Source organism: Nocardioides pini, from assembly GCF_026712185.1.
GTDB lineage: Bacteria > Actinomycetota > Actinomycetes > Propionibacteriales > Nocardioidaceae > Nocardioides > Nocardioides pini.
The window spans coordinates 758,760-778,541 of record NZ_JAPPUX010000001.1 but is presented as its reverse complement, the minus strand read 5'-3'; the positions used below and the strand labels follow the sequence as shown (position 1 = coordinate 778,541).

Annotated in this window: 22 protein-coding genes; 9 read left to right on the top strand and 13 right to left on the bottom strand. The window is 73.2% G+C overall.

The features are described 5' to 3' along the window. Positions 1-18: 18 nt before the first annotated feature. Positions 19-459, top strand: coding sequence for an alternative ribosome rescue aminoacyl-tRNA hydrolase ArfB (gene arfB, locus NYO98_RS03710; protein ID WP_268110179.1), 441 nt, complete (start codon positions 19-21; stop codon positions 457-459). Here the strand turns inward: arfB and purE are convergent. The 6 genes from purE to NYO98_RS03680 form a co-directional block, all read right to left on the bottom strand. Next, positions 456-1,016 carry a 5-(carboxyamino)imidazole ribonucleotide mutase gene (gene purE / locus NYO98_RS03705; RefSeq protein ID WP_268110178.1) on the bottom strand — a complete coding sequence of 187 codons (561 nt, stop codon included), beginning with the start codon at positions 1,014-1,016 and terminating at the stop codon, positions 456-458. The genes arfB and purE overlap by 4 nt on opposite strands. Positions 1,017-1,020: 4 nt before the next feature. Next, positions 1,021-2,190: a 5-(carboxyamino)imidazole ribonucleotide synthase gene (locus NYO98_RS03700; protein WP_268110177.1), complete on the bottom strand. Its 1,170-nt coding sequence runs from the start codon at positions 2,188-2,190 to the stop codon at positions 1,021-1,023. 75 nt (positions 2,191-2,265) lie between these two features. Beyond that, positions 2,266-2,583: a winged helix-turn-helix domain-containing protein gene (locus tag NYO98_RS03695; RefSeq protein WP_268110176.1), complete on the bottom strand. Its 318-nt coding sequence runs from the start codon at positions 2,581-2,583 to the stop codon at positions 2,266-2,268. 95 nt (positions 2,584-2,678) lie between these two features. Continuing rightward, a complete protein-coding gene (locus NYO98_RS03690) occupies positions 2,679-3,698 on the bottom strand; it encodes an adenylate/guanylate cyclase domain-containing protein (protein WP_268110175.1) in 1,020 nt (339 codons plus the stop codon). Then, the gene (locus tag NYO98_RS03685; protein WP_268110174.1) at positions 3,688-4,191 is read right to left on the bottom strand and encodes a PH domain-containing protein; all 504 of its coding nucleotides are present in this window, start codon (positions 4,189-4,191) and stop codon (positions 3,688-3,690) included. The genes NYO98_RS03690 and NYO98_RS03685 overlap by 11 nt, the downstream gene beginning before the upstream one ends. Positions 4,192-4,223: 32 nt before the next feature. Beyond that, entirely contained in the window at positions 4,224-5,021 is a 798-nt protein-coding gene (locus tag NYO98_RS03680) for a biotin--[acetyl-CoA-carboxylase] ligase (RefSeq protein ID WP_268110173.1), read from the bottom strand. A gap of 19 nt (positions 5,022-5,040) precedes the next feature. On the opposite strand from NYO98_RS03680, the gene NYO98_RS03675 reads away from it, so the two are divergent. Together NYO98_RS03675 and NYO98_RS03670 are read left to right on the top strand one after the other, a co-directional pair. Next, positions 5,041-6,666, top strand: coding sequence for an acyl-CoA carboxylase subunit beta (locus tag NYO98_RS03675; RefSeq protein ID WP_268110172.1), 1,626 nt, complete (start codon positions 5,041-5,043; stop codon positions 6,664-6,666). After that, entirely contained in the window at positions 6,666-6,881 is a 216-nt protein-coding gene (locus NYO98_RS03670; protein WP_268110171.1) for an acyl-CoA carboxylase subunit epsilon, read from the top strand. The genes NYO98_RS03675 and NYO98_RS03670 overlap by 1 nt, the downstream gene beginning before the upstream one ends. Before the next feature lie 15 nt (positions 6,882-6,896). On the opposite strand, the gene NYO98_RS03665 is transcribed toward NYO98_RS03670, so the two are convergent. After that, positions 6,897-7,565, bottom strand: a complete 669-nt coding sequence (locus tag NYO98_RS03665; RefSeq protein ID WP_268110170.1) for a DUF6461 domain-containing protein — start codon at positions 7,563-7,565, stop codon at positions 6,897-6,899. A 44-nt stretch (positions 7,566-7,609) separates the two neighbouring features. On the opposite strand from NYO98_RS03665, the gene NYO98_RS03660 reads away from it, so the two are divergent. From NYO98_RS03660 to NYO98_RS03645, 4 genes are read left to right on the top strand one after another with little or no spacing between them, the layout of a single operon-like run. Continuing rightward, entirely contained in the window at positions 7,610-9,298 is a 1,689-nt protein-coding gene (locus tag NYO98_RS03660; RefSeq protein ID WP_268110169.1) for a DUF885 domain-containing protein, read from the top strand. Next, on the top strand, positions 9,295-9,927 hold the full coding sequence (locus NYO98_RS03655; RefSeq protein ID WP_268110168.1) for a Maf family protein: 633 nt from the start codon (positions 9,295-9,297) through the stop codon (positions 9,925-9,927). Before NYO98_RS03660 ends, NYO98_RS03655 begins: the two co-directional genes overlap by 4 nt. Positions 9,928-9,945: 18 nt before the next feature. Then, the gene (locus NYO98_RS03650; protein ID WP_268110167.1) at positions 9,946-10,584 is read left to right on the top strand and encodes a CDP-alcohol phosphatidyltransferase family protein; all 639 of its coding nucleotides are present in this window, start codon (positions 9,946-9,948) and stop codon (positions 10,582-10,584) included. Next, the gene (locus NYO98_RS03645; RefSeq protein WP_268110166.1) at positions 10,584-11,042 is read left to right on the top strand and encodes a VTT domain-containing protein; all 459 of its coding nucleotides are present in this window, start codon (positions 10,584-10,586) and stop codon (positions 11,040-11,042) included. The genes NYO98_RS03650 and NYO98_RS03645 overlap by 1 nt, the downstream gene beginning before the upstream one ends. 39 nt (positions 11,043-11,081) lie before the next feature. Here NYO98_RS03645 and NYO98_RS03640 read toward each other — a convergent pair whose 3' ends face one another. From NYO98_RS03640 to NYO98_RS03620, 5 genes are all read right to left on the bottom strand, one after another. After that, the gene (locus tag NYO98_RS03640; RefSeq protein WP_268110165.1) at positions 11,082-12,335 is read right to left on the bottom strand and encodes an ABC transporter permease; all 1,254 of its coding nucleotides are present in this window, start codon (positions 12,333-12,335) and stop codon (positions 11,082-11,084) included. Beyond that, entirely contained in the window at positions 12,332-13,213 is an 882-nt protein-coding gene (locus NYO98_RS03635; protein WP_268110164.1) for an ABC transporter ATP-binding protein, read from the bottom strand. Before NYO98_RS03635 ends, NYO98_RS03640 begins: the two co-directional genes overlap by 4 nt. Positions 13,214-13,316: 103 nt before the next feature. Continuing rightward, complete coding sequence (locus tag NYO98_RS03630; RefSeq protein WP_268110163.1) at positions 13,317-14,009, bottom strand: response regulator; 693 nt, start codon at positions 14,007-14,009, stop codon at positions 13,317-13,319. After that, a complete protein-coding gene (locus tag NYO98_RS03625) occupies positions 14,009-15,349 on the bottom strand; it encodes a sensor histidine kinase (RefSeq protein WP_268110162.1) in 1,341 nt (446 codons plus the stop codon). The genes NYO98_RS03630 and NYO98_RS03625 overlap by 1 nt, the downstream gene beginning before the upstream one ends. Before the next feature lie 121 nt (positions 15,350-15,470). Continuing rightward, entirely contained in the window at positions 15,471-16,670 is a 1,200-nt protein-coding gene (locus NYO98_RS03620; RefSeq protein WP_268110161.1) for an acyl-CoA dehydrogenase family protein, read from the bottom strand. A 72-nt stretch (positions 16,671-16,742) separates the two neighbouring features. Here NYO98_RS03620 and NYO98_RS03615 point away from each other — a divergent pair, with 72 nt between their 5' ends. Next, the gene (locus tag NYO98_RS03615; protein ID WP_268110160.1) at positions 16,743-17,609 is read left to right on the top strand and encodes an LLM class flavin-dependent oxidoreductase; all 867 of its coding nucleotides are present in this window, start codon (positions 16,743-16,745) and stop codon (positions 17,607-17,609) included. Between the two features lie 26 nt (positions 17,610-17,635). Here NYO98_RS03615 and NYO98_RS03610 read toward each other — a convergent pair whose 3' ends face one another. Then, on the bottom strand, positions 17,636-18,550 hold the full coding sequence (locus tag NYO98_RS03610) for a LysR substrate-binding domain-containing protein (RefSeq protein WP_268110159.1): 915 nt from the start codon (positions 18,548-18,550) through the stop codon (positions 17,636-17,638). 80 nt (positions 18,551-18,630) lie between these two features. Between NYO98_RS03610 and NYO98_RS03605 the strand changes: the two genes are divergently transcribed. Beyond that, positions 18,631-19,731: a class I SAM-dependent methyltransferase gene (locus NYO98_RS03605; RefSeq protein ID WP_268110158.1), complete on the top strand. Its 1,101-nt coding sequence runs from the start codon at positions 18,631-18,633 to the stop codon at positions 19,729-19,731. Positions 19,732-19,782: the final 51 nt, after the last annotated feature.

Genomic DNA, 19,782 nt, shown 5'->3' with positions numbered 1-19,782 from the left:
TCATCCCACAATGGGGGGATGCGCGACCTCCACGTCCCCGCCGGCCCGGGCCTGCCCGATGGCCTGGTCGTGCCCGCGGTCGAGCTGGTCGAGCGCTTCTCCCGGTCGCCCGGTCCGGGCGGGCAGTCGGTGAACACCACCGACTCGCGGGTGGAGCTCGAGCTCGACGTCGCCTCGTCGACCGCGCTCACCGACGCTCAGCGGGCGCGAGCGCTCCGTCGCTGGCCCTCGGGTCGCGTCACCATCGCCGCGTCCGAGCACCGCTCCCAGCACCGCAACCGCGTCGCCGCGCGCGAGCGCCTCGCCGACCTGCTGCGGCAGGCGCTGGCACCGCCCCCGCCGCCGCGTCGGCCCACGCGACCCAGCCGCGGCGCCAAGGAGCGCAGGCTCAAGGCGAAGAAGGAGCGCGGCTCGACCAAGGCCCTCCGCGGCCGAGTGCGCGACCGGGAGCGCGACTAGAAGCCGACGCGGCGGGTGTCGCCGGCGGCGGCACGGCGTACGACGTCGCCCTTCGCGTGGGCGGTCTCGGCGAGCTCGGCCTGGTAGTCGAGGAGGCGCTGCTGCAGGTCGGGGTCACTGGTCGCGAGGATGCGCGCGGCGAGGATGCCGGCGTTCTTGGCGTTGCCGATCGCGACCGTGGCGACGGGGATGCCGCCCGGCATCTGCACGATCGAGAGCAGCGAGTCCAAGCCGTCGAGGTACTTCAGCGGCACCGGCACGCCGATGACTGGCAGCGGCGTGACCGACGCGAGCATCCCCGGCAGGTGGGCCGCTCCCCCGGCGCCCGCGATGACGACCGACAGCCCGCGGGTGTGGGCCTCGCGGCCCCACGCGATCATCTCGGTGGGCATCCGGTGCGCGGAGACGACGTCGGCCTCCCACGCGACCCCGAGCTCGGTGAGGATCTCGCCGGCCGCCTGCATGACCGGCCAGTCGGAGTCGGAGCCCATCACGATGCCGACCTTCACGGCCGGGTGCCGGTCCGGGCCGTCCTGCGGCGTCTGCGTCTCGTCCATGTCCCTACTCGCTCTCGTTGCCCAGGTCGCCGCGGAACCAGGCGGCGGCGTGCCGCGCCCGCTCGAGGCAGTCGTCGAGGTCGTCGCCGTAGGCGTTGACGTGGCCGACCTTGCGCCCGGGACGCAGGTCCTTGCCGTAGAGGTGCACCCGCAGGCGCGGGTCGCGCGCCATCGCGTGCGGCAGGCCGTCGTACAGGTGGCCGCTGTCGGTGGGGCCGCCGAGGATGTTGACCATCACGGTCCAGCGCTCACGCGGGGCCGGCGAGCCCAGCGGGAGGTCCATGACGGCGCGGAGGTGGTTCTCGAACTGGGACGTCACGGCGCCGTCCTGGGTCCAGTGGCCGGTGTTGTGGGGGCGCATCGCCAGCTCGTTGACCAGGATCCGGCCGTCGGTTGTCTCGAAGAGCTCGACGGCGAGGATGCCCGTGACGTCGAGCGCACCGGCGACCCGCAGGGCGATCTCCTGCGCCTCACCGGCCAGCGCGGGCGCCAGGTCCGGCGCGGGGGCCACCACCTCGTGGCAGATGCCGTCGAGCTGCGTCGAGGCGACGACCGGGTACGCCGCCGCCTGCCCGCTGGGTGAGCGGGCGACGAGCGCGGACAGCTCGCGCCGGAACTCGACGAGCTCCTCGGCCAGCACCTCCACGCCGGCGGCCGCGGCGGCGTCGAAGGCCACCTGGGCCTCGTCGGGCCCGCGCACGACCCACACGCCCTTGCCGTCGTAGCCGCCGCGGGTGGTCTTGAGCACGCACGGGAAGCCGAAGGCCTCCACGTCGGCGGTCGAGGTGACGACCGCGTTGCGCGGGCACGGGACGTCGAGCTCGGCGAGGCGGCGCCGCATCACCGCCTTGTCCTGCGCGTGGACGAGCGCCTCCGGGCCGGGCCGCACGGCGACCCCGTCGTCGGCGAGTGCGTGCAGGTGCGCCGTCGGGACGTGCTCGTGGTCGAAGGTGACCACGACGGCGCCGTCGGTGACCTTCCGCAGCGTCGGCAGGTCGGTGTAGTCGCCCACGAGGTGGTCGGGGATGACCTGGGCGGCCGAGACGCCCTCGGCCTCGGCGAGCAGGCGCAGCGGGAGGCCGAGCGCGATGGCGGGCTGCGCCATCATCCGGGCCAGCTGGCCGCCCCCGATGACGGCGAGCGTGGGAGCGCGGTGCGAGCCGGTCGAGGACACGACGGGGAGCCTAATTGACCCGGGTCGTGACCGCGCCCGCGGTCCGGGCACCGGTCCCGGACGCTGCCGCGCTGCTCAGCTGGCGATCGTGTCCGCGGCCGGCTCGAATCGCAGTCCGCGACCACGGTGGGTGGTGATCAGCGTGGGGTTGCGGGGGTCGTCGCCGAGCTTGCGGCGCAGCCAGCCGAGGTGCACGTCGATGGTCTTGGAGTTGGTGTAGAACGACGTCTGCCACACGTCGGCCATCAGCTCGCCGCGGGTGACGATGTCGCCCGGGCGCGCCATGAGGGCGTGCAGGAGCTGGAACTCCTTGCGGGAGAGCCTGATCTCACGGTCGCCACGCCACACCTGTCGCGAGGTGGGGTCGAGTCGTACGTCCTGCACAGCCAGCACGCGGTGAAAACTAGGGACCGCCCGCCCGCGAGGTGGTCCTTATGGGTGAATTGTGGCGAACTGGTCTGGACCACTCCGGGCGCGCGCCGCGGGCGTCAGCGGCGGCGTACGGCCACGGGCTCCACGAGGCCGAAGCCGCGCACCGGGCGGGCGGGCAGCCGGCGGTCCTCCCACTCCTCGTCGGGGAGCAGGTCGGCGGTGTTCTGGTCGACGATGAGCCGGTTGCGGCGCGCGACCTGCGTCAACCGGGCGGCCATGTTGACCGGCGGGCCGAAGATGTCGCCGAGCCGCTGGATGACGGGTCCGCTGGCGAGGCCGAGGCGGACGTCGGGCATCTTCGGGTCGCGGCCGATGACGTTGATGATCCCCTCGGCCACGCCGACCGCCTCCTCGGCGGTGTTGGTGACGAAGAGGACCGAGTCGCCCAGGCTCTTGATGATCCGGCCGCCGTAGCGGGCCACGACGTCCTGGCACCGGCTCTCGAAGACCTCGACCAGGTCGCCGATCTCGTCGCGGTCGAGGGTGTTGGACAGCGCGGTGAAGGAGACCAGGTCGGCGAACCCGACGCTGACGTCGATGGTGTGCAGGTCCTCGTCCTTCGCACCCATCGCCTCGATGCGGCCCACCGCGGCGGCGAGGTGGCGGCGCCAGGCGTAGACCAGCAGCCGCTCGAAGGGCGGGTTGACCTCGTCGATGAGGCGCAGGGCCGAACCGATGCGCGAGCCGGTGGCCTCCTCGCCGGCCTCCATCTCCTCGACGCGGCTGACCAGCGTGGAGACCTCCCAGTCGGCGAGCCGGGCCATGGTCTGGCCGACGCCGCGCGTGAGGTTGACGGCCATGTCGAAGTCGACGGCGCCGGAGTCGACGAAGCCCATGAGGGTCGAGACGGCCTCGATGTCGGCGGCCGTGTAGGCCTTCTCGCCGCTGAACTCCGGGAACCCGAGCGCGCGCCACAGGCGGCGGGTCTGCTCGATGGTGACGCCGGTCTCGGCCGCCACCTCGAGGGCGTTGTACGCCGGCTCGCTGCGCAGGATCGCGTGGTCGAGCTGCTCCCCCGGGTCCCCCTGCGGGCCGGCGCCGGGGAGGCCGCCGCGGCGCTTGCGGTCAGGAGCCATCGTCGTGGCGGTCGCCGCTCGCGAGGCGGTGGAGCTCGTCGGAGACCTGGAGCTGGACCTGCTCGACGTCGGGGATGTCGTGGAGCAGGACGCTGCCGTCGGTGCTGGCGTCGGAGACGACGAGCGTGCCGCAACCGAAGATCCGGTCGATCACGCCGATCTCGAAGTCGACGCCGCTGATCCGGTTGAGCGGGATCGTGCGGCCCTCCTTGGCGATGAAGCCGGAGCGCTTGATGAAGCGGCGGTTGGTGAAGGTGTAGGTCGTGGTCAGCCACTTCACGAGGGGCCGCACCACGAACCAGATGGCCACCAGCACGGCGACGACGCCCGCCGCGCCACCGGCCACCGTGGAGTCGGTGACGGTGCTGAGCCACACGACGGCCGCGACGAGCACGACCAGGACGAGGCCGGGGCCGATCAGCGCCTTGGGGTGGGACCGGGTGGAGACGACGACGCGCTCACCGGGGTTGAGGAGCTTGCTCGGGAACGCCACGCGCCGATCATGTCACCCGGTGCCGCGCCCTGCTAGGCGGGACGGACGTGCACCACGTCGCCCGCGGCCACCGTGAACGTGCCGTCGTCGGTGCCGACGACCAGGGCCCCGGTCGCGTCGATGTCGAGCGCCTCGCCGCGGCGCACGTCGCCCCCGGGGAGGTGGACGTCGACGGTCCGGCCGAGCGTCACGCACACGTCGGCGTACGCCCGGCGCAGCGACTCGACGTCGTCGAGGAGGCCCAGCAGGCCGTGCAGCGAGCCGAGCACCTGGCCGAGCAGGCCGGTGCGCTCGACGGGCTCGCCCGTCTCGAGCGCGACCGACGTGGCGAGCGCGACGGGCAGCTCGTCGAGGGTCTGGTCGACGTTGATGCCGATGCCGACGACCGCCACCGGACCGTCGGGGGTCTCGACCCGCTCGACGAGGATGCCGCAGACCTTGCGCCCGGCGCCCGAGCCGTCGTCGACGAGGACGTCGTTGGGCCACTTGAGCGCGACGTCGGGCAGCCGGTCGCCCAGCGCGGCCTGGACGGCGTACCCGGTGAGCAGCGGCAGCCAGGGCCACGACGCCGCCGGCACGGCGGGGCGCAGCAGCACCGAGAACGTCAGTGACGAGCGGGCGGGCGTCTCCCACGCCCGGTCCAGCCGTCCGCGTCCGGCGGTCTGGTGCTCGGTGACCAGGACGAGCCCGGGCTCCTCGCCGGCGCGGGCCCGCTCGGCGACCGCGGCGTTGGTCGACGGCGCCGACTCGACGACCTCCACGCGCCAGCCCGCGGGCGCCACCAGCCGGTCGAGGTCGATGGGTGGGCGAGGTGCCGGGCTGGGCGTCATGGGGTCTAGATTGCCCCACATGAGTGCGCAGCCGGGTGAAGGCACCGACGTCCCGTCCGAGTCGGAGATCGACGTCCACACGACCGCGGGCAAGCTCGCGGACCTCGAGCGGCGCCTCGACGAGGCGGTGCACGCCGGGTCGAACAAGGCGATCGAGAAGCAGCACGCCAAGGGTCGCCGCACCGCGCGCGAGCGCATCGAGATGCTGTTCGACGAGGGCACCTTCGTCGAGCTCGACGAGCTCGCGCGGCACCGCTCGACGGCGTTCGGGCTGGAGAAGAACCGCCCGTACGGCGACGGCGTCGTTACCGGCTACGGCGAGGTCAACGGGCGGATGGTGTGCGTCTTCAGCCAGGACTTCACCGTCTTCGGCGGCTCGCTGGGCGAGGTCTACGGCGAGAAGATCACCAAGGTGATGGACCTCGCCATCAAGACCGGCTGCCCGATCATCGGCATCAACGAGGGTGCCGGTGCCCGGATCCAGGAGGGCGTGGTCTCCCTCGGGCTCTACGGCGAGATCTTCCGGCGCAACGTGCACGCCTCCGGCGTCATCCCGCAGATCAGCCTGATCATGGGCAACTGCGCCGGCGGCCACGTCTACTCCCCCGCCGTCACCGACTTCACGATCATGGTCGACCAGACCTCCGCGATGTTCATCACCGGGCCCGACGTCATCAAGACCGTCACCGGCGAGGACGTCACGATGGAGGACCTCGGCGGCGCGCGCACCCACAACACCAAGTCGGGCAACGCGCACTACATGGCCTCCGACGAGGAGGACGCCATCGAGTACGTGAAGTCGATGCTGTCCTTCCTCCCGCAGAACAACCTCGACCCGGCGCCCGAGTTCGACGAGGCGCCGGACATGGACGTCACCGACCTCGACCGCACGCTCGACACGATCATCCCGGACTCCCCGAACCAGCCCTACGACATGCACGACGTGATCACCGCCGTGCTCGACGACGAGGACTTCCTCGAGGTCCAGGAGCTGTTCGCGCCGAACATCATCGTCGGCTTCGGCCGTGTGGAGGGCCAGTCGGTCGGCATCGTGGCCAACCAGCCGATGCAGTTCGCGGGGACCCTCGACATCGACGCCTCCGAGAAGGCGGCGCGGTTCGTCCGCTTCTGCGACGCGTTCAACATCCCGGTCCTGACGTTCGTCGACGTCCCCGGCTTCCTGCCCGGCACCGACCAGGAGTGGGACGGCATCATCCGCCGCGGCGCCAAGCTCATCTACGCCTACGCCGAGGCGACCGTCCCGCTCGTCACGGTCATCACGCGCAAGGCCTACGGCGGCGCCTACGACGTGATGGGCTCCAAGCACCTCGGCGCCGACATCAACGTCGCCTGGCCCACCGCCCAGATCGCGGTGATGGGCGCCCAGGGCGCGGCCAACATCCTGCACCGCAAGACGCTGAAGAAGGTCGCCGAGGAGGGTGGTGACGTGGAGGCCCGGCGCGCCGAGCTCATCGACGAGTACGAGACCACGCTCGCCAATCCCTACGTCGCCGCCGAGCGCGGCTACGTCGACGCGGTCATCTCCCCGCACGAGACCCGCGTCGAGGTCATCCGCGCGCTGCGGCTGCTGCGCACGAAGCGGGAGACCCTCCCGCCCAAGAAGCACGGGAACATCCCCCTCTGATGTCCGAGCAGCAGCCGCCCGTCCTGCGGATCGTCAACCCCGACGCGACGCCGGAGGAAGTCGCCGCGCTGGTGGCGGTGTTCTCTGCGCTCGGCACCGGCGGCGGTGAGGCGCCGAAGCGACCCCGACCGGTGTGGGCCCACCCCGCCCGGGGCGTCCGGCGCACGCACCGGCACGGCCTCGGCGCCTGGCGGGCCAGCGGCCTGCCGCAGTAGGCCCGGCCGTCCGGCTCAGACGCGGCCCGGGAGCACGTAGGTCGGGTGCTCGGCGAAGAACCAGTCCTTCGACACGTGGATCCGGGTGAGCCGCTCGTTGAGCGCCCACGCGGGCGAGAACGGGTCGACGCCCCTGCGACCGAAGCCGAGGCCCGCCTCCTGGGGCAGCGCGCCCTCTCGTGGCGGGCGGAAGCCGGTGTCGAACTGGCGGACCACGCGGCCGTGTCGCGCGACCGTGACGTACGTGTCGAGCTCGACCGTGGTGCTGAAGCTCGACGCCGTGCCGTGCCTGCCGAGCCGGGCCAGCTCGCGGTCGGTCGGGAAGCCGCTGACGTCGATCACCACGACCCCCGGCCCGTGCTCCGCGACCTGGACGACGTGCGGCCCCGAGTAGTACCGGTCCATGCGGTCGAAGAAGTACGCGGCCGCGTCCCCGGGCGTCCTCGGCCCGAGGCTCCGGCGGGGAGCCAGGACGCGCAGCACCGACCGGACCGAGCGGCCGGTCACGAGCGTGATGGCGTAGGTGTCGTTGGGCATGTCGGGACCCAGCCAGTCGTACGCCGCCCGTGCCACGTCCGCGTCGCCGAAGCCGTCGTCCACCGCCTGCGCCCCGGCGGACGGCGCCACGAGCCAGGACCCGGCAGCCAGGACGCCGGCCAGGATGATCGATCCGAGATGGGTCACCGGGCGATCGTCGCACGTCGGAGCCGGGGTCTAGGGTCGCCCGCGTGACCGAACGCACCATCGACGCCCTCTGCGACGCCTACGTCGACGACTACTGCGCCCTCGACCCGCTGACCGCCACCTCGATCGGGGTTGCCGGGCACGAGCACGAGCTGACGGACTTCTCCCCCGCCGGCTTCGACGCCCGCGAGGCGCTGGCCCGGCGGGCGGTCGCCGCCGTCGAGGCCGCGACACCCGTCGACGACCGCGAGGCGGCGGCGCGCGACGCGTTCCTCGAGCGGACCCGGCTCGAGATCGAGCTGGAGGAGGCGGGCGTCAACCGCTCGCGCATGTCGGTGCTGTGGAGCCCGCTGCACGAGATCCGCGGGGTCTTCGACCTGATGCCGACCGAGGGCGAGGAGGCCGTCGCGGCGATCGCGTCGCGCCTCGCCGGCGTGCCAGCCGCCCTCGAGGGCCTGCGCGTGACGCTCTCCGACGAGGCGCGCAAGGGCAACGTCGTCGCGGCGCGGCAGTACGCCGAGGTGGCCGAGCAGGTGCGCCGCTGGACCGGGCAGGTGGGCGAGGCGGGCGACTTCTACCTCGGCCTCGTCGAGCGCCTCCAGGGCGGCGACCGCGACGAGCTGCGCGCCCTCGCGGGTGCCGCGAGCGCCGCCACCGCGGCGTTCGGGCTGTTCCTCGGCGACGAGCTGGAGCCGCAGGGCGCCGCGCGCGAGGGGGTCGGGCGCGAGGTCTACGCGCTCGCGAGCCGCTACTTCCTCGGCGCCGAGGTCGACCTCGACGAGACGTACGCGTGGGGCTGGGCCGAGCTGCAGCGCCTGTCCGACCTGATGGACGCCACCGCCGAGCGGATCCTGCCCGGCGCCGACGTCGACGGCGCGGTGGCCCACCTCGACGCCGACCCGACCCGCGTGGTCCACGGACGCGAGGCGTTCCGCGCCTGGATGCAGGACCTCGCCGACCGCACGATCGCCGCGATGGCCGACGTGCACTTCGACATCCCGGCGCCGATCCGGCGCATCGAGTGCATGTTCGCCCCGACCAACGACGGCGGCATCTACTACACCGGTCCGTCCGAGGACTTCGAGCGGCCGGGACGCATGTGGTGGTCGGTGCCCGACGGCATCGAGGACTTCCACCCGTGGCGCGAGGTCACCACCGTGTTTCACGAGGGCGTGCCCGGGCACCACCTCCAGGTCGCCCAGACGGCCTACCGCCGCGACACGCTCAACCGCTGGCAGCGGCTGATGTGCTGGTGCAGCGGGCACGGCGAGGGCTGGGCGCTCTACGCCGAGCGGCTCATGGAGGAGCTCGGCTTCCTCGACGACCCCGCCGACCTCCTCGGGATGCTGGACGGGCAGTCGCTGCGCGCCGCGCGCGTCATCGTCGACATCGGCATGCACCTCGAGCTCACCATCCCCGAGGACAACCGGCTCGGCCCCGGCGGCACCGCCTTCCACCCCGGCGCCACCTGGACGCCCGAGCTGGGGCTGGAGTTCATGCGGCTGCACTGCCGCATGGACGACGAGTTCATCCAGTTCGAGGTCAAGCGCTACCTCGGCCTCCCCGGCCAGGCACCCTCCTACAAGGTCGGCGAGCGGATCTGGCTGGAGGCGCGGGACGAGGTCCGGCAGCGCCACGGCGACGCCTTCGACCTCAAGGCCTTCCACCGCGAGGCGCTCGACCTGGGCTCGCTCGGGCTCGACCCGCTGCGCTCGGCGCTGGGGCGCCTGTGACCTCCGCGCGCGTGCCGCTGGTCCTCGCCTCGGCCTCCCCGGCCCGCCTGGCCACCCTGCGCTCGGCGGGCATCGAGCCGGTGGTCATCGTGAGCGGGGTGGACGAGACGCAGGTGAGCGGGCTGCCGCCGGCCGAGCTGGCGCTCCAGCTCGCGGAGCTCAAGTGCGCCGCCGTCGCCGCGCGCGACGACGTACCTCCCGACGCGCTCGTCCTGGGCTGCGACTCGGTGCTCGAGCTGCAGCCGGTCGCGGGCTCGGACGGGCACGGCGAGGCGCTCGGCAAGCCGCACGACGCGGACGAGGCGCGCGAGCGGTGGCGGGCGATGCGGGGGCGCACCGCCGTCCTGCACAGCGGGCACAGCCTGCGCGAGGTGGCCTCGGGGCGCGTGGCCGCGGCCACCGGTTCGACCCTCGTGCACTTCGCCGACGTGAGCGACGAGGAGGTCGAGGCCTACGTCGCGACCGGCGAGCCGCTGCACGTCGCCGGAGCGTTCACCATCGACGGCTTCGGGGGCGCGTTCGTGCGCGGCATCGAGGGCGACCACCACAACGTGGTGGGCGTGAGCCTGCCGCTGCTGCGCGAGCTGGTCCTCGAGCTCGGCCACGCGTGGCCCGACCTGTGGACCTGACCCGATAGCATCCCGGGCGTGGGGAGCGGGGTGCAGGGCACGGCGGGAGGGCCGCAGGCCGACCCCAGCGACCGCTACGGCGTGCGCGAGGAGCGGCTGCTCACCGGCGCGACCGTCATCACCGCCGTCCGCACGGTCGCCTCGGTCGTCCTGGCTGCCACGGCCGCCTACGAGCAGAGCCTGACACTGCTCGTCGTCGCGCTCGGCGTCTACTGGGTCGGCGACATGCTCGACGGCTTCTACGCCCGCGTGCGCGACTGCGAGACCCGCATCGGCGCCGTCCTCGACATCATGTGCGACCGGCTCAACGCCGCGGCGTTCTACATCGGACTCGCGTGGCTCCAGCCCGACCTGTCGCCCGCGATCTTCGTCTACCTCGCCGAGTTCATGGTCATCGACTGCTTCCTGTCGATCGCGTTCCTCGCCTGGCCGATCCGCAGCCCCAACTACTTCTTCGTCGTCGACCGCACCATCTGGCTGTGGAACTGGTCCAAGCCCGCCAAGGCGGTCAACAGCGCGCTGTTCGCCGTGCTGCTGCTCGTGACCGGCTGGATGTGGGTCGGGCTGGTGATCGCCACCGCGCTGCTGGTCCTCAAGTGCGTGTCGCTGCGCCGCCTCGCGCAGATCGGCCTCCCGGTCCCGGGTGCCGCGGGCTGATGCTGTTCTGGAGCGTCATGGGCGCCTCGATCGCCTCCGCGCTGCTGCCGCTCATCAACATCGAGGCGATCCTCGTCGTCTCCGTCAGCCAGGCCCCCGACCAGATGTGGGCGCTGCTCGTCGCGGCGACGATCGGGCAGATGCTCGGCAAGATCCTCTGGTACTGGGGCGGCATGAACGTCGAGCGCGCGCCCTGGGTCCACCGGCAGCTCGAGAAGCCCAAGGCGCGGGCGTCGCTCGACAAGTGGCACGAGCGCGCCGAGGGCCGGCCGTGGTTCACGGCCGGCCTGCTCTTCGTCTCCGCCGCCACCGGCATCCCGCCGTACGCCGTCACGGCCGTGCTCGCCGGGACGTTGCGGGTGCCGTTCTGGATCTTCATGCTGACCGGCCTCGCCGGGCGCGGCCTGCGGTTCTGGGCGGTGGTGACGGGGACCTCGTCGCTGGTGCACTTCTTCTGAGGTCCCCGTCGACCCACCTGGCCCGCAGCTACCGCCGGGTCACTCGGCGGCCGACCACGCCTGCCGGAGGCTGACCCGACCGCCGGTCTGCAGCAGCGCCCGGCGGTAGAGGCGCTCGCCCACCCACACGGTGACCGCGGCGAACGCGGCCAGCAGGCCCAGGGCCAGCAGCGGCTCCCACCACTCCACGCCGCCGGCCAGGATGCGCTTGGGCATCACGACCGCGGACACGGGCGGCACGAACGACGCGATCACCTGGCCGCGCCCGTCGAGGGACAACCCGCCGAAGAACATCACCAGCATCAGCATCGTCAGCGGGGTCGACGTCGCCTGGAGGTCCTCGGTGCGCGAGGCGAGCGACCCGGCGACCGCCCACAGGCAGGCGAGGGCGATGAAGCCGGCCAGGAAGAAGGCGATGAACCACGCCGTCGGGCCGGACAGCGCCGGCACGTAGGACTTGTAGGACGTGAACGACAGCCCCACCAGGCCGACGACCAGGTAGACCAGCAGCTGGATCACCGCCAGGGCGGTGTTGCCGAGCACCTTGCCGGCGAGGAGGTGGCGCACCGGGATGGCGGCCGCGATGATCTCGACGATGCGGCTCTGCTTCTCCTCGATCACCGACGACGCGAGCTGCATGCCGAAGACCAGGGCGGCGAAGTAGAACAGGAAGACGAACACGAAGCCGACGGCCTCCGCCACGCCCGCCCTCTCGGCGTCGCCGCGCAGGAAGTCGGTCGTCACCGTGCTGCCGGCCTGCAGGGCGTCGACGGTCGTGCCGACCTCCGCGGCGTTGTCGGTGAGCACCTGCTGCTGCACGACGGCGCGTACGACGTCGGTCAGCGACCCCTGCTCGCTGGACTCCGAGGTGAGCTGCCAGCCGTCGTCGGTCGGGTGCAGCCACCCGTCGGCCTCGTCGTCGCGCAGCGCGGCCTCGGCTGCGGCCCGGTCGTCGACCTCGAGGACGGTGACCGCGACGTTGTCGTCGACCTCCGGGGCGGCGTCCTCGATCGCCGTGGCCATGGCGGCCGAGTCGGGCGTGGCGGCCAGGGTCACGGAGTCGGTCCGCTCCTCCTGCCAGGCGTTGAACCCGATGAAGCCGGCGATCAGCACCACCATGAACGCCGTGCCGAGGAGGAACGACTTGTCGGTGATGCGCGAGACGACCTCGCGGCGGGTGACGAGCAGCCAGGCGGGCTCGTCGCGCCTGTCGTGGCCCGGGTCGGTGCGCGGGTCGCGGGCGCGGGGGTCGTCGGTGCGCAGGGTGTCGGTGCGCGGGGTGTCGGTGCTCATGCGGTGGCCTCCCGGTAGATCTCGCTGAGGGCCGGGCGGACCCGGACGAACTCGTGGACGTCGCCGCGCCTCGTGGCCTCGGCGACGAGGTGCTGCTCGGCGCCGGCCTCCTGCACCTCGACGAGGGCGCTCGCCCCCTCGAGGTCGAGGACCTCCAGCCCGCGCAGGTCTCGGACCCAACCGGCGTCGCCGCCGAGGACGAGGCGGAAGCGCGGCACCCCCGCGTCGCGCAGCTCCGCAACCGTCCCGGCGGCGACCCGGCGTCCTTGGGACAGCACGACCAGCCGGTCGCACAGTCGCTCGACGAGGTCGAGCTGGTGGCTGGAGAAGAGGACCGGCACGCCGTCGCGCGTGTACTCGCGCAGCAGGTCGACCATCGAGTCGACGGCCCGCGGGTCGAGGCCCGAGAACGGCTCGTCGAGGACCAGCGCGGCGGGGCGGGGCAGCACCGAGGCGATGATCTGCACCCGCTGCTGGTTGCCCAGCGACAGCTTCTCCAGGTGGTCCTTGGTCCGCTCGCCCAGCCCGAACCGCTCCAGCAGCTCGGTGACCTGGGCGCGGGCCCCGACCCGGTCCATGCCCTTGAGCTGGGCGATGTAGACGAGCTGGTCGAGGATCGGCTGCTTGGGGTAGAGGCCGCGCTCCTCGGGCATGTAGCCGATCCGGCGGCGGTCCAGCCGGGTGATCGGGCGACCCTGCCAGAGCACCTCGCCCTCGTCGATGCCGAGCACCCCCATGACCATCCGCATGGTCGTGGTCTTGCCCGCCCCGTTGCCGCCGACGAAGCCGGTCATCAGACCGGCCGGCACCTCGAACGACACGTGGTCCACGGCGGTGTTCTCACCGAACCGTCTGGTCAGCTCCTTGATCTCCAGCATGACGACGACGCTAGTGACGCGCGGCCCGCCGCGGATCCCCCGGCGGACGGAGCCACGGGGTGGAGTCGGGCGTGGCTCGGGGCTCGCACGCGACCCTCCTGGGTCACCCCTCCGTCGGGAGGATGAGGCCGGCCTCGTAGGCGTAGATGACCGCCTGCACGCGGTCGCGCAGGTGGAGCTTGGCCAGCACGTTGGACACGTGCGTCTTCACGGTGGCCTCGCCGAGCACGAGCGTGGCGGCGATCTCGCCGTTCGACAGGCCCCGCCCGAGGAGCACCAGCACCTCCCGCTCGCGGGCCGTGAGCAGCGCCATCTCCTTCGGCTCGGTCCGCTCGGCCGCCGACGCCCCTGCACCGGCACCTGCGTCCGCTCCCCCGGCCATCTTGCCGATGACGCGGCGGGTCACCTCAGGCGCGAGCAGCGCGTGTCCGCGGCCCGCGGCGCGTACGGCGTCGAGGAGCTGCTCCGGGCCGGCGTTCTTCAGCAGGAAGCCGCTCGCGCCGGCCTGGAGGGCGTCGAAGAGGTAGTCGTCCCGGTCGAAGGTCGTCACGATGACGACGTGCCCGAGGTCGTCGGCGACGAGGTGGCGGGTCGCCTCGATGCCGTCCATGCGCGGCATCTGGACGTCCATCAGCACCACGTCGGGGCGCGTCGCGCGGGCCCGGTCGATCGCCTCGAGGCCGTCGGCGGCCTCCCCCACGACCTCGATGTCGTCCTCGACCGAGAGGACCATCGCGAAGCTCGAGCGCACCATGGCGTGGTCGTCGACGAGCAGGACCGTCAGCGGGCGCTCCATCACGACGCCCGGAGGGGGTAGCGCACGCGGACCCGGTAGCCACCCGTCACCCGGGGCCCGATGTCGACCTGGCCGTCGTGGGTGGCGGCCCGCTCGCGGATGCCGAGCTGCCCGAGGCCGCTGCCGGACGTGCCGTGCCGCGGGCGACCGTTGTCGACGACCTCGACCTCGGCGTAGGACGAGGACTCGTCGACCCGGACGACGACCGAGACGGTGTCGGCGGTGCTGTGGCGTCGCACGTTGGTCAGCGCCTCCTGGACCGTGCGGTAGATCGCGAGCCCGATGCCGCGCGGCAGCCGCGTCGCGGCGCACGTCGGGTCCTCCACGACGTCGAGGTGGACGGCGAGACCCTCCTGGCTCGCCTGGGCGACCAGCTCGGGCAGGTCACCGACGCCGGCCTCGGGCGTACGCGTCCCGCCGGCCGGTCCCGTCCCGTCCCCGCCGCCGTCGACGGGCCCCTCCCGCAGGGTCCCGAGCAGGCGCCGCATCTGCGCGAGCGCGTCACGGGAGGCGTCCTCGACGTGCGCGAGGGCCGTCCGCGCCGCATCGGGGTCGCGGTCGAGGACCCGTCGGGCGGCACCGGCCTGGATGCCCATGGCGGAGACGCCGTGGGCGACGACGTCGTGCAGCTCGCGGGCGATGCGCAGCCGTTCGTCGAGGACCGCCTGCTCGCGCAGGCGACCCGCCTGCGCAGCGATCGTCGCCGCCTGCTCCTGCAGGCGCATCCGCTGCCGCGCCGCACGCCACGACACCCCACCCCCGACGATCGCCCCGCCGAAGTAGATGACGTTGACCAGGAGGGTCATGGCCACCGCGGACGGGATGGGCGGGAAGAAACCGACGCGGTCGGCCCGGTCCATGTCGTCGATCATGTCCTGGGCCGCGGAGCCCACGGCGAACTGCCAGGTGATCCAGGCGAACATGAAGAGCACGATCGTGCCGATGACGACCACCATCGCGCGCCGGTCGCGCGCGTAGGCGACCCCGGACAGCAGTGCGACGAAGTAGACGATCTGCAGCGACACCTGACCCATGACCTGCGGCATCGTCACCCCGGCGACGAACATGTGCAGCGCGGCGAGGCTTGCGACCACCAGCGGCCAGCGGCGACGGCCCAGGAGGAGCGCGGCCCCGGTCGACACGGCGAGCCACTGCGTCCAGACCGGGACGTCGGTGTGGTCGAGCCCGCCCGCGCTGCGCACCAGCTCGAGCGCCAGCAGGCTGACCGCCTCGACGCTCGCGGCCAGGACGACGTCCTGCCGCCCGAGCCGCGGCCGCGGCCGCTCCCACTCGTCGTCCACGCCGAACCACGTCAGGGCGCGCTGGCTCGTGCTGGGCATGGGGCGAGCGTAGGGGGCCGCCGGAGCGGCCGGATCCGTCGGGAGGCGGAGATGGCGCCTCGCTGGCCTGGGGGATGGTCGTCGACGGCTTCCGGCCCGACCGGTACGACGTCGCGGGCCGCTACTCGACCGGCAGGCCGAGACCGCGCGCGATCAGCATCCGCTGGACCTCGGAGGTGCCCTCGCCGATCTCGAGGACCTTGGCGTCGCGGTAGAACCGGACCACCGGGTACTCCTCCATGAAGCCGTAGCCCCCGAACACCTGGGTCGCGATCCGGGTCGCCGTCACCGCCGACTCGGTGGCGTAGAGCTTCGCCACCGCGGCCGCCTGCTTGAACGACGCCGTGGTGACCGACGACGCACCGGCGTCCATCGCGTCCTTCATCGCCGCCGCCTTGTAGGTCAGGAGCCGCGAGGCGTCGAGCATGACCTGCAGGTCCGAGACCTGGAACGCCAGGCCCTGCTTGCGCCCGATCGGGCCGCCGAAGGTCTGTCGCTCACCGGCGTACTGCAGCGACATGTCGAGGCACGCCTGGATGCAGCCGACCGCCAGCGCGGCGATCGCGACACGACCGTCGTCGAGCGTCGCGAGGAACTGCGCGTAGCCGCGGCCGCGCTCACCGAGCAGGTGCGACTCGGGCACGCGCGCGTCGCTGAACGACAGCGGGTGGGTGTCGGAGGCGTGCCAGCCGAGCTTGTCGTACGCCTTCTCCGCCGTGAAGCCAGGAGTGTCGGACGGGATGATGATCGTCGAGATCTCCGGACGCCCGTCGGCCCGCTCCCCCGTGCGCGCGGTGACCGTGACCAGCGAGGTGATGTCCGAGCCGGAGTTGGTGATGAACTGCTTGGCGCCGTTGACGACCCACTCGCCGCCGTCGAGCACCGCCTTGGTCTTGGTCGCCCCGGCGTCCGAGCCCGCGCCGGGCTCGGTCAGGCCGAAGCCGGCGATCTTCTCGCCGGCGACGAGCTCGGGCAGCCACGTCTTCTTCTGCTCGTCCGTGCCGTAGGTGAGGATCGGGTTGATCCCCAGGCCGACCGCCGCCTCGAGCGTGATGCCCATCGACTGGTCGACGCGGCCGATCTCCTCGATCGCCAGGCACAGCGAGGTGAAGCCGCCGTCCTCACCGGCCATGCCCGCGCCGCCGAACTCCTCCGGAGCCGTCAGACCCATCAGGCCGAGCGCACCCATCTTCTGGACCACGTCGGTCGGGAAGTGGTGGTCGCGGTCCCACTGCGCGGCGTGCGGGGCGATCTCGGCCTCGGCGAAGTCGCGGACGCTGCGTCGGAACTGCTCGTGCTCGGGGGACAGCTCGAAGGTCATGCCTCGCACCCTAGCGCCGGAGGTTAGCGATCGCTAACCCCCACGAAGGCTTCGCTGTGGGACGCTCGCGGGATGGAGGTGGCCGCGCACCTGCCACAGGACGCGACGAGCGGCGACCGTCCCGACGTGGGCCGGGTGCGGGACGTGGTCGACGCCGCCCGCGACCTCGGGATGGCGGCCGTCTGCGCCAACGACCACCTGACGTTCCACCGCCCGTGGCTCGACGGGCCGACCCTCCTCGCCGCCGTCGCGGACCGCGCCGGCGGGATGGACCTCGCCACGACGGTCGCGCTGCCCTCGCTGCGCGGGCCCGCCCAGCTCGCCGCCGCGCTCGCGACGCTTGCCTCCCTCGCCCCGGGCCGGGTGGTCGCCGGCGTCGGGGCCGGCTCGTCCGCGGCGGACCACGCCGTGGCGGGGGTGCCGTTCGACGAACGCTGGCCTCGGTTCGAGGAGTCGCTGCAGGTCCTCCGCGGGCTGGTGGGGGGCGGGCCACTGCCGGTCTGGGTCGCGAGCTGGGGGTCGGCGGCCGGGCTGAGGCGGGTCGCCAGGTGGGGCGACGGGTGGCTCGCGTCGGCGTACAACACCACGCCGGAGGCCTTCGCCGACGGACGGCGGCGGCTGGCGCGGGAGCGCGAGCGGCTCGGTGGCTCCGACCTCCCCGCCGCGGTGGCGACCATGTGGACGTGGGTCACCGACGAACCGGCCGAGGCCGAGCGCGTGCTCGTCGACGTGCTGGCGCCGCTCGTCCGGCGGGACCCGGCCGAGCTCCGCGACCGCGTGTGCGTCGGGGACGAGGACCACTGCGCCGACCTGCTGGGGCGGTACGCCGCCGCGGGCTGCACGCGGGTCCACGTCTGGCCGCTCGGCGACGAGGTGGCCCAGCTCGAGCGCCTCGTCCACGACGTCCTCCCGCGCCTGGCGCGCCCGAGCGGGGGCTGACCAGGAGTCGCGAGTCCTCGAGCCCCTCAGCGCCGCGCCCGGGTCGCGCGCAGCAGCAGCTCGGTCATCCGGGTCGTCGCACGGGTGCGGTAGTCGCTCGCCGGGAGGGCGACCGCCAGCTGCCGCACCGGGCCCGGTCCCCGCAGGTCGCGGGCCGTGACCCCACGGACCCGGGCCGAGGCCGCGAGCCCGGGTACGACGGCCACCCCGAGGCCGGCCGCCACCAGGGCCTGGACGGCGACGTGGTCGTCCGACACGACCCCCACCCGGGGCTCGAAGCCCTGCCGCCGGCACGCGTCGCGGACCACCCGGAACCACGTGCTGCCACCGGCACCGCCGACCCAGGACTCCTCGCGCAGGTCGCGCAGGCTCGGGGACCGGTCGGTCTTCGCGAGCCGGTGCCCGGTCGGGACCAGCACGCGGTAGGCGTCGTCGAAGAGGGGGACGACCTCGAGGTCGCTCACCTGGTCCGGCGCGGACGAGGAGGTGAAGACGACAGCCAGGTCGAGCTCGCGCTCGCGCACTCGCGGGAGCAGGCCCTGAACGTGGTCGTCGACGACCGTCAGCGCGACGTCCGGGAGCTCGGCCCGCAGCCGGGCGACGGCCCCGGGGACGAACGACGCCAGCGCGGTCGGCACGCTGCCGAGGCGGAGGCGTCTCTCCTGCCGGCCGAGCACGTCGAGGAGGTCGCGCTCGGCGGCGTCCAGCCGAGCGACGACGGCGCGGGCGTGCTCGGCCAGGACGTGCCCGGCGGGGGTCAGCTGGGCCGGCCGCGCCCCCCTGTCCACGAGGGCCGCCCCGACCTGGCGCTCCAGCGCGGCGACGTGCTGGCTCACCGCCGACTGGCTGACACCGAGCGCCGCGGCGGCAGCCGAGAACGACCCGGCTGCCTCGAGGGCCGCCAGGGCCTGCAGTCGCGGGACGGCAGGTATCAGTGTCACTTATCAGATGGTAGCCGAACGGCTCTCCACTGATGCGCCTCTCGCGGGAGCGTGGGAGGCCCATCACCGAGGAGGCAGCCATGACCACCACCGACCAGACCGGCCAGCGACCGCTCCAGGAACCGATCGACGAGGAGCGACTCATGTCCTTCGTCCTCCGCGCCGTCGACGAGGTCGGCGCGACCCTCAACGCGGCGCTCGTCGTCCTGGGCGACAAGCTCGGCTGGTACGACGCCCTCGCCGCGCACGGCCCGATGACGGCCGACGCGCTCGCCGAGGCCGCCGGCACCGCGCTCCCCTACACGCGCGAGTGGCTCAACGCGCAGGCCGCCGGCGCGTTCGTCGACTACGACCCGGCGACCGGGCGCTACACTCTCCCGCCCGAGCACGCCGTCGCCCTCACCGAGCCCGACAGCCCGGCGTACCTCCCGGGCCTGTTCCAGATCGCCCTCGGCACCGTGGCGGACAGCCAGCGCCTCGTCGACGTCGTACGCCGCGGGGGCGGGGTGGGGTGGCCGGAGCACGGCCGGGACGTGCACGAGGGCTGCGAGCGGTTCTTCCGACCGTCGTACCGCGCCCACCTCGTCGACGCCTGGCTCCCGGCCGTGGGGGTCGCCGACCGGCTGCGGTCCGGTGCGCTGGTCGCCGACGTCGGCTGCGGGTACGGCGCGTCGACCATCCTGATGGCGACCGCCTTCCCCGCGTCACGGTTCGTCGGCTCGGACCCGCACGTTCCGTCGATCGACGTCGCGCGCCGGAAGGCAGCGGAGGCAGGAGTCGCGGACCGGGTGAGCTTCGAGGTCGCCGGCGCGGCCGAGTTCGCCGGCACCGGCTACGACCTGGTGACGACCTTCGACGCCCTCCACGACATGGGCGACCCGGTCGGCGCCGCCCGGCACGTGCGCTCGACGCTGGCGGGCGGCGGCGTCTGGATGATCGTCGAGCCGATGGCGGGCGACCACGTGGAGGACAACCTCACGCCGGTGGGCCGCGCCTACTACGGCTTCTCGACCCTGCTCTGCACGCCGGCCTCGCTCTCGCAGGAGGTGGGCCTGGCCCTCGGCACCCAGGCCGGTCCGGCGCGGATCCGGTCGGTGGTCGAGGAGGCCGGGTTCGGATCGCTGCGCACGGCCGCGGAGACCCCGTTCCACCGGGTGATGGAGGTGCGCACCGAGGTGTGACGGACGCGATTCCGCGGACCCCGTCGTCCGGGTCTAGAGTTAGGGCAGCCT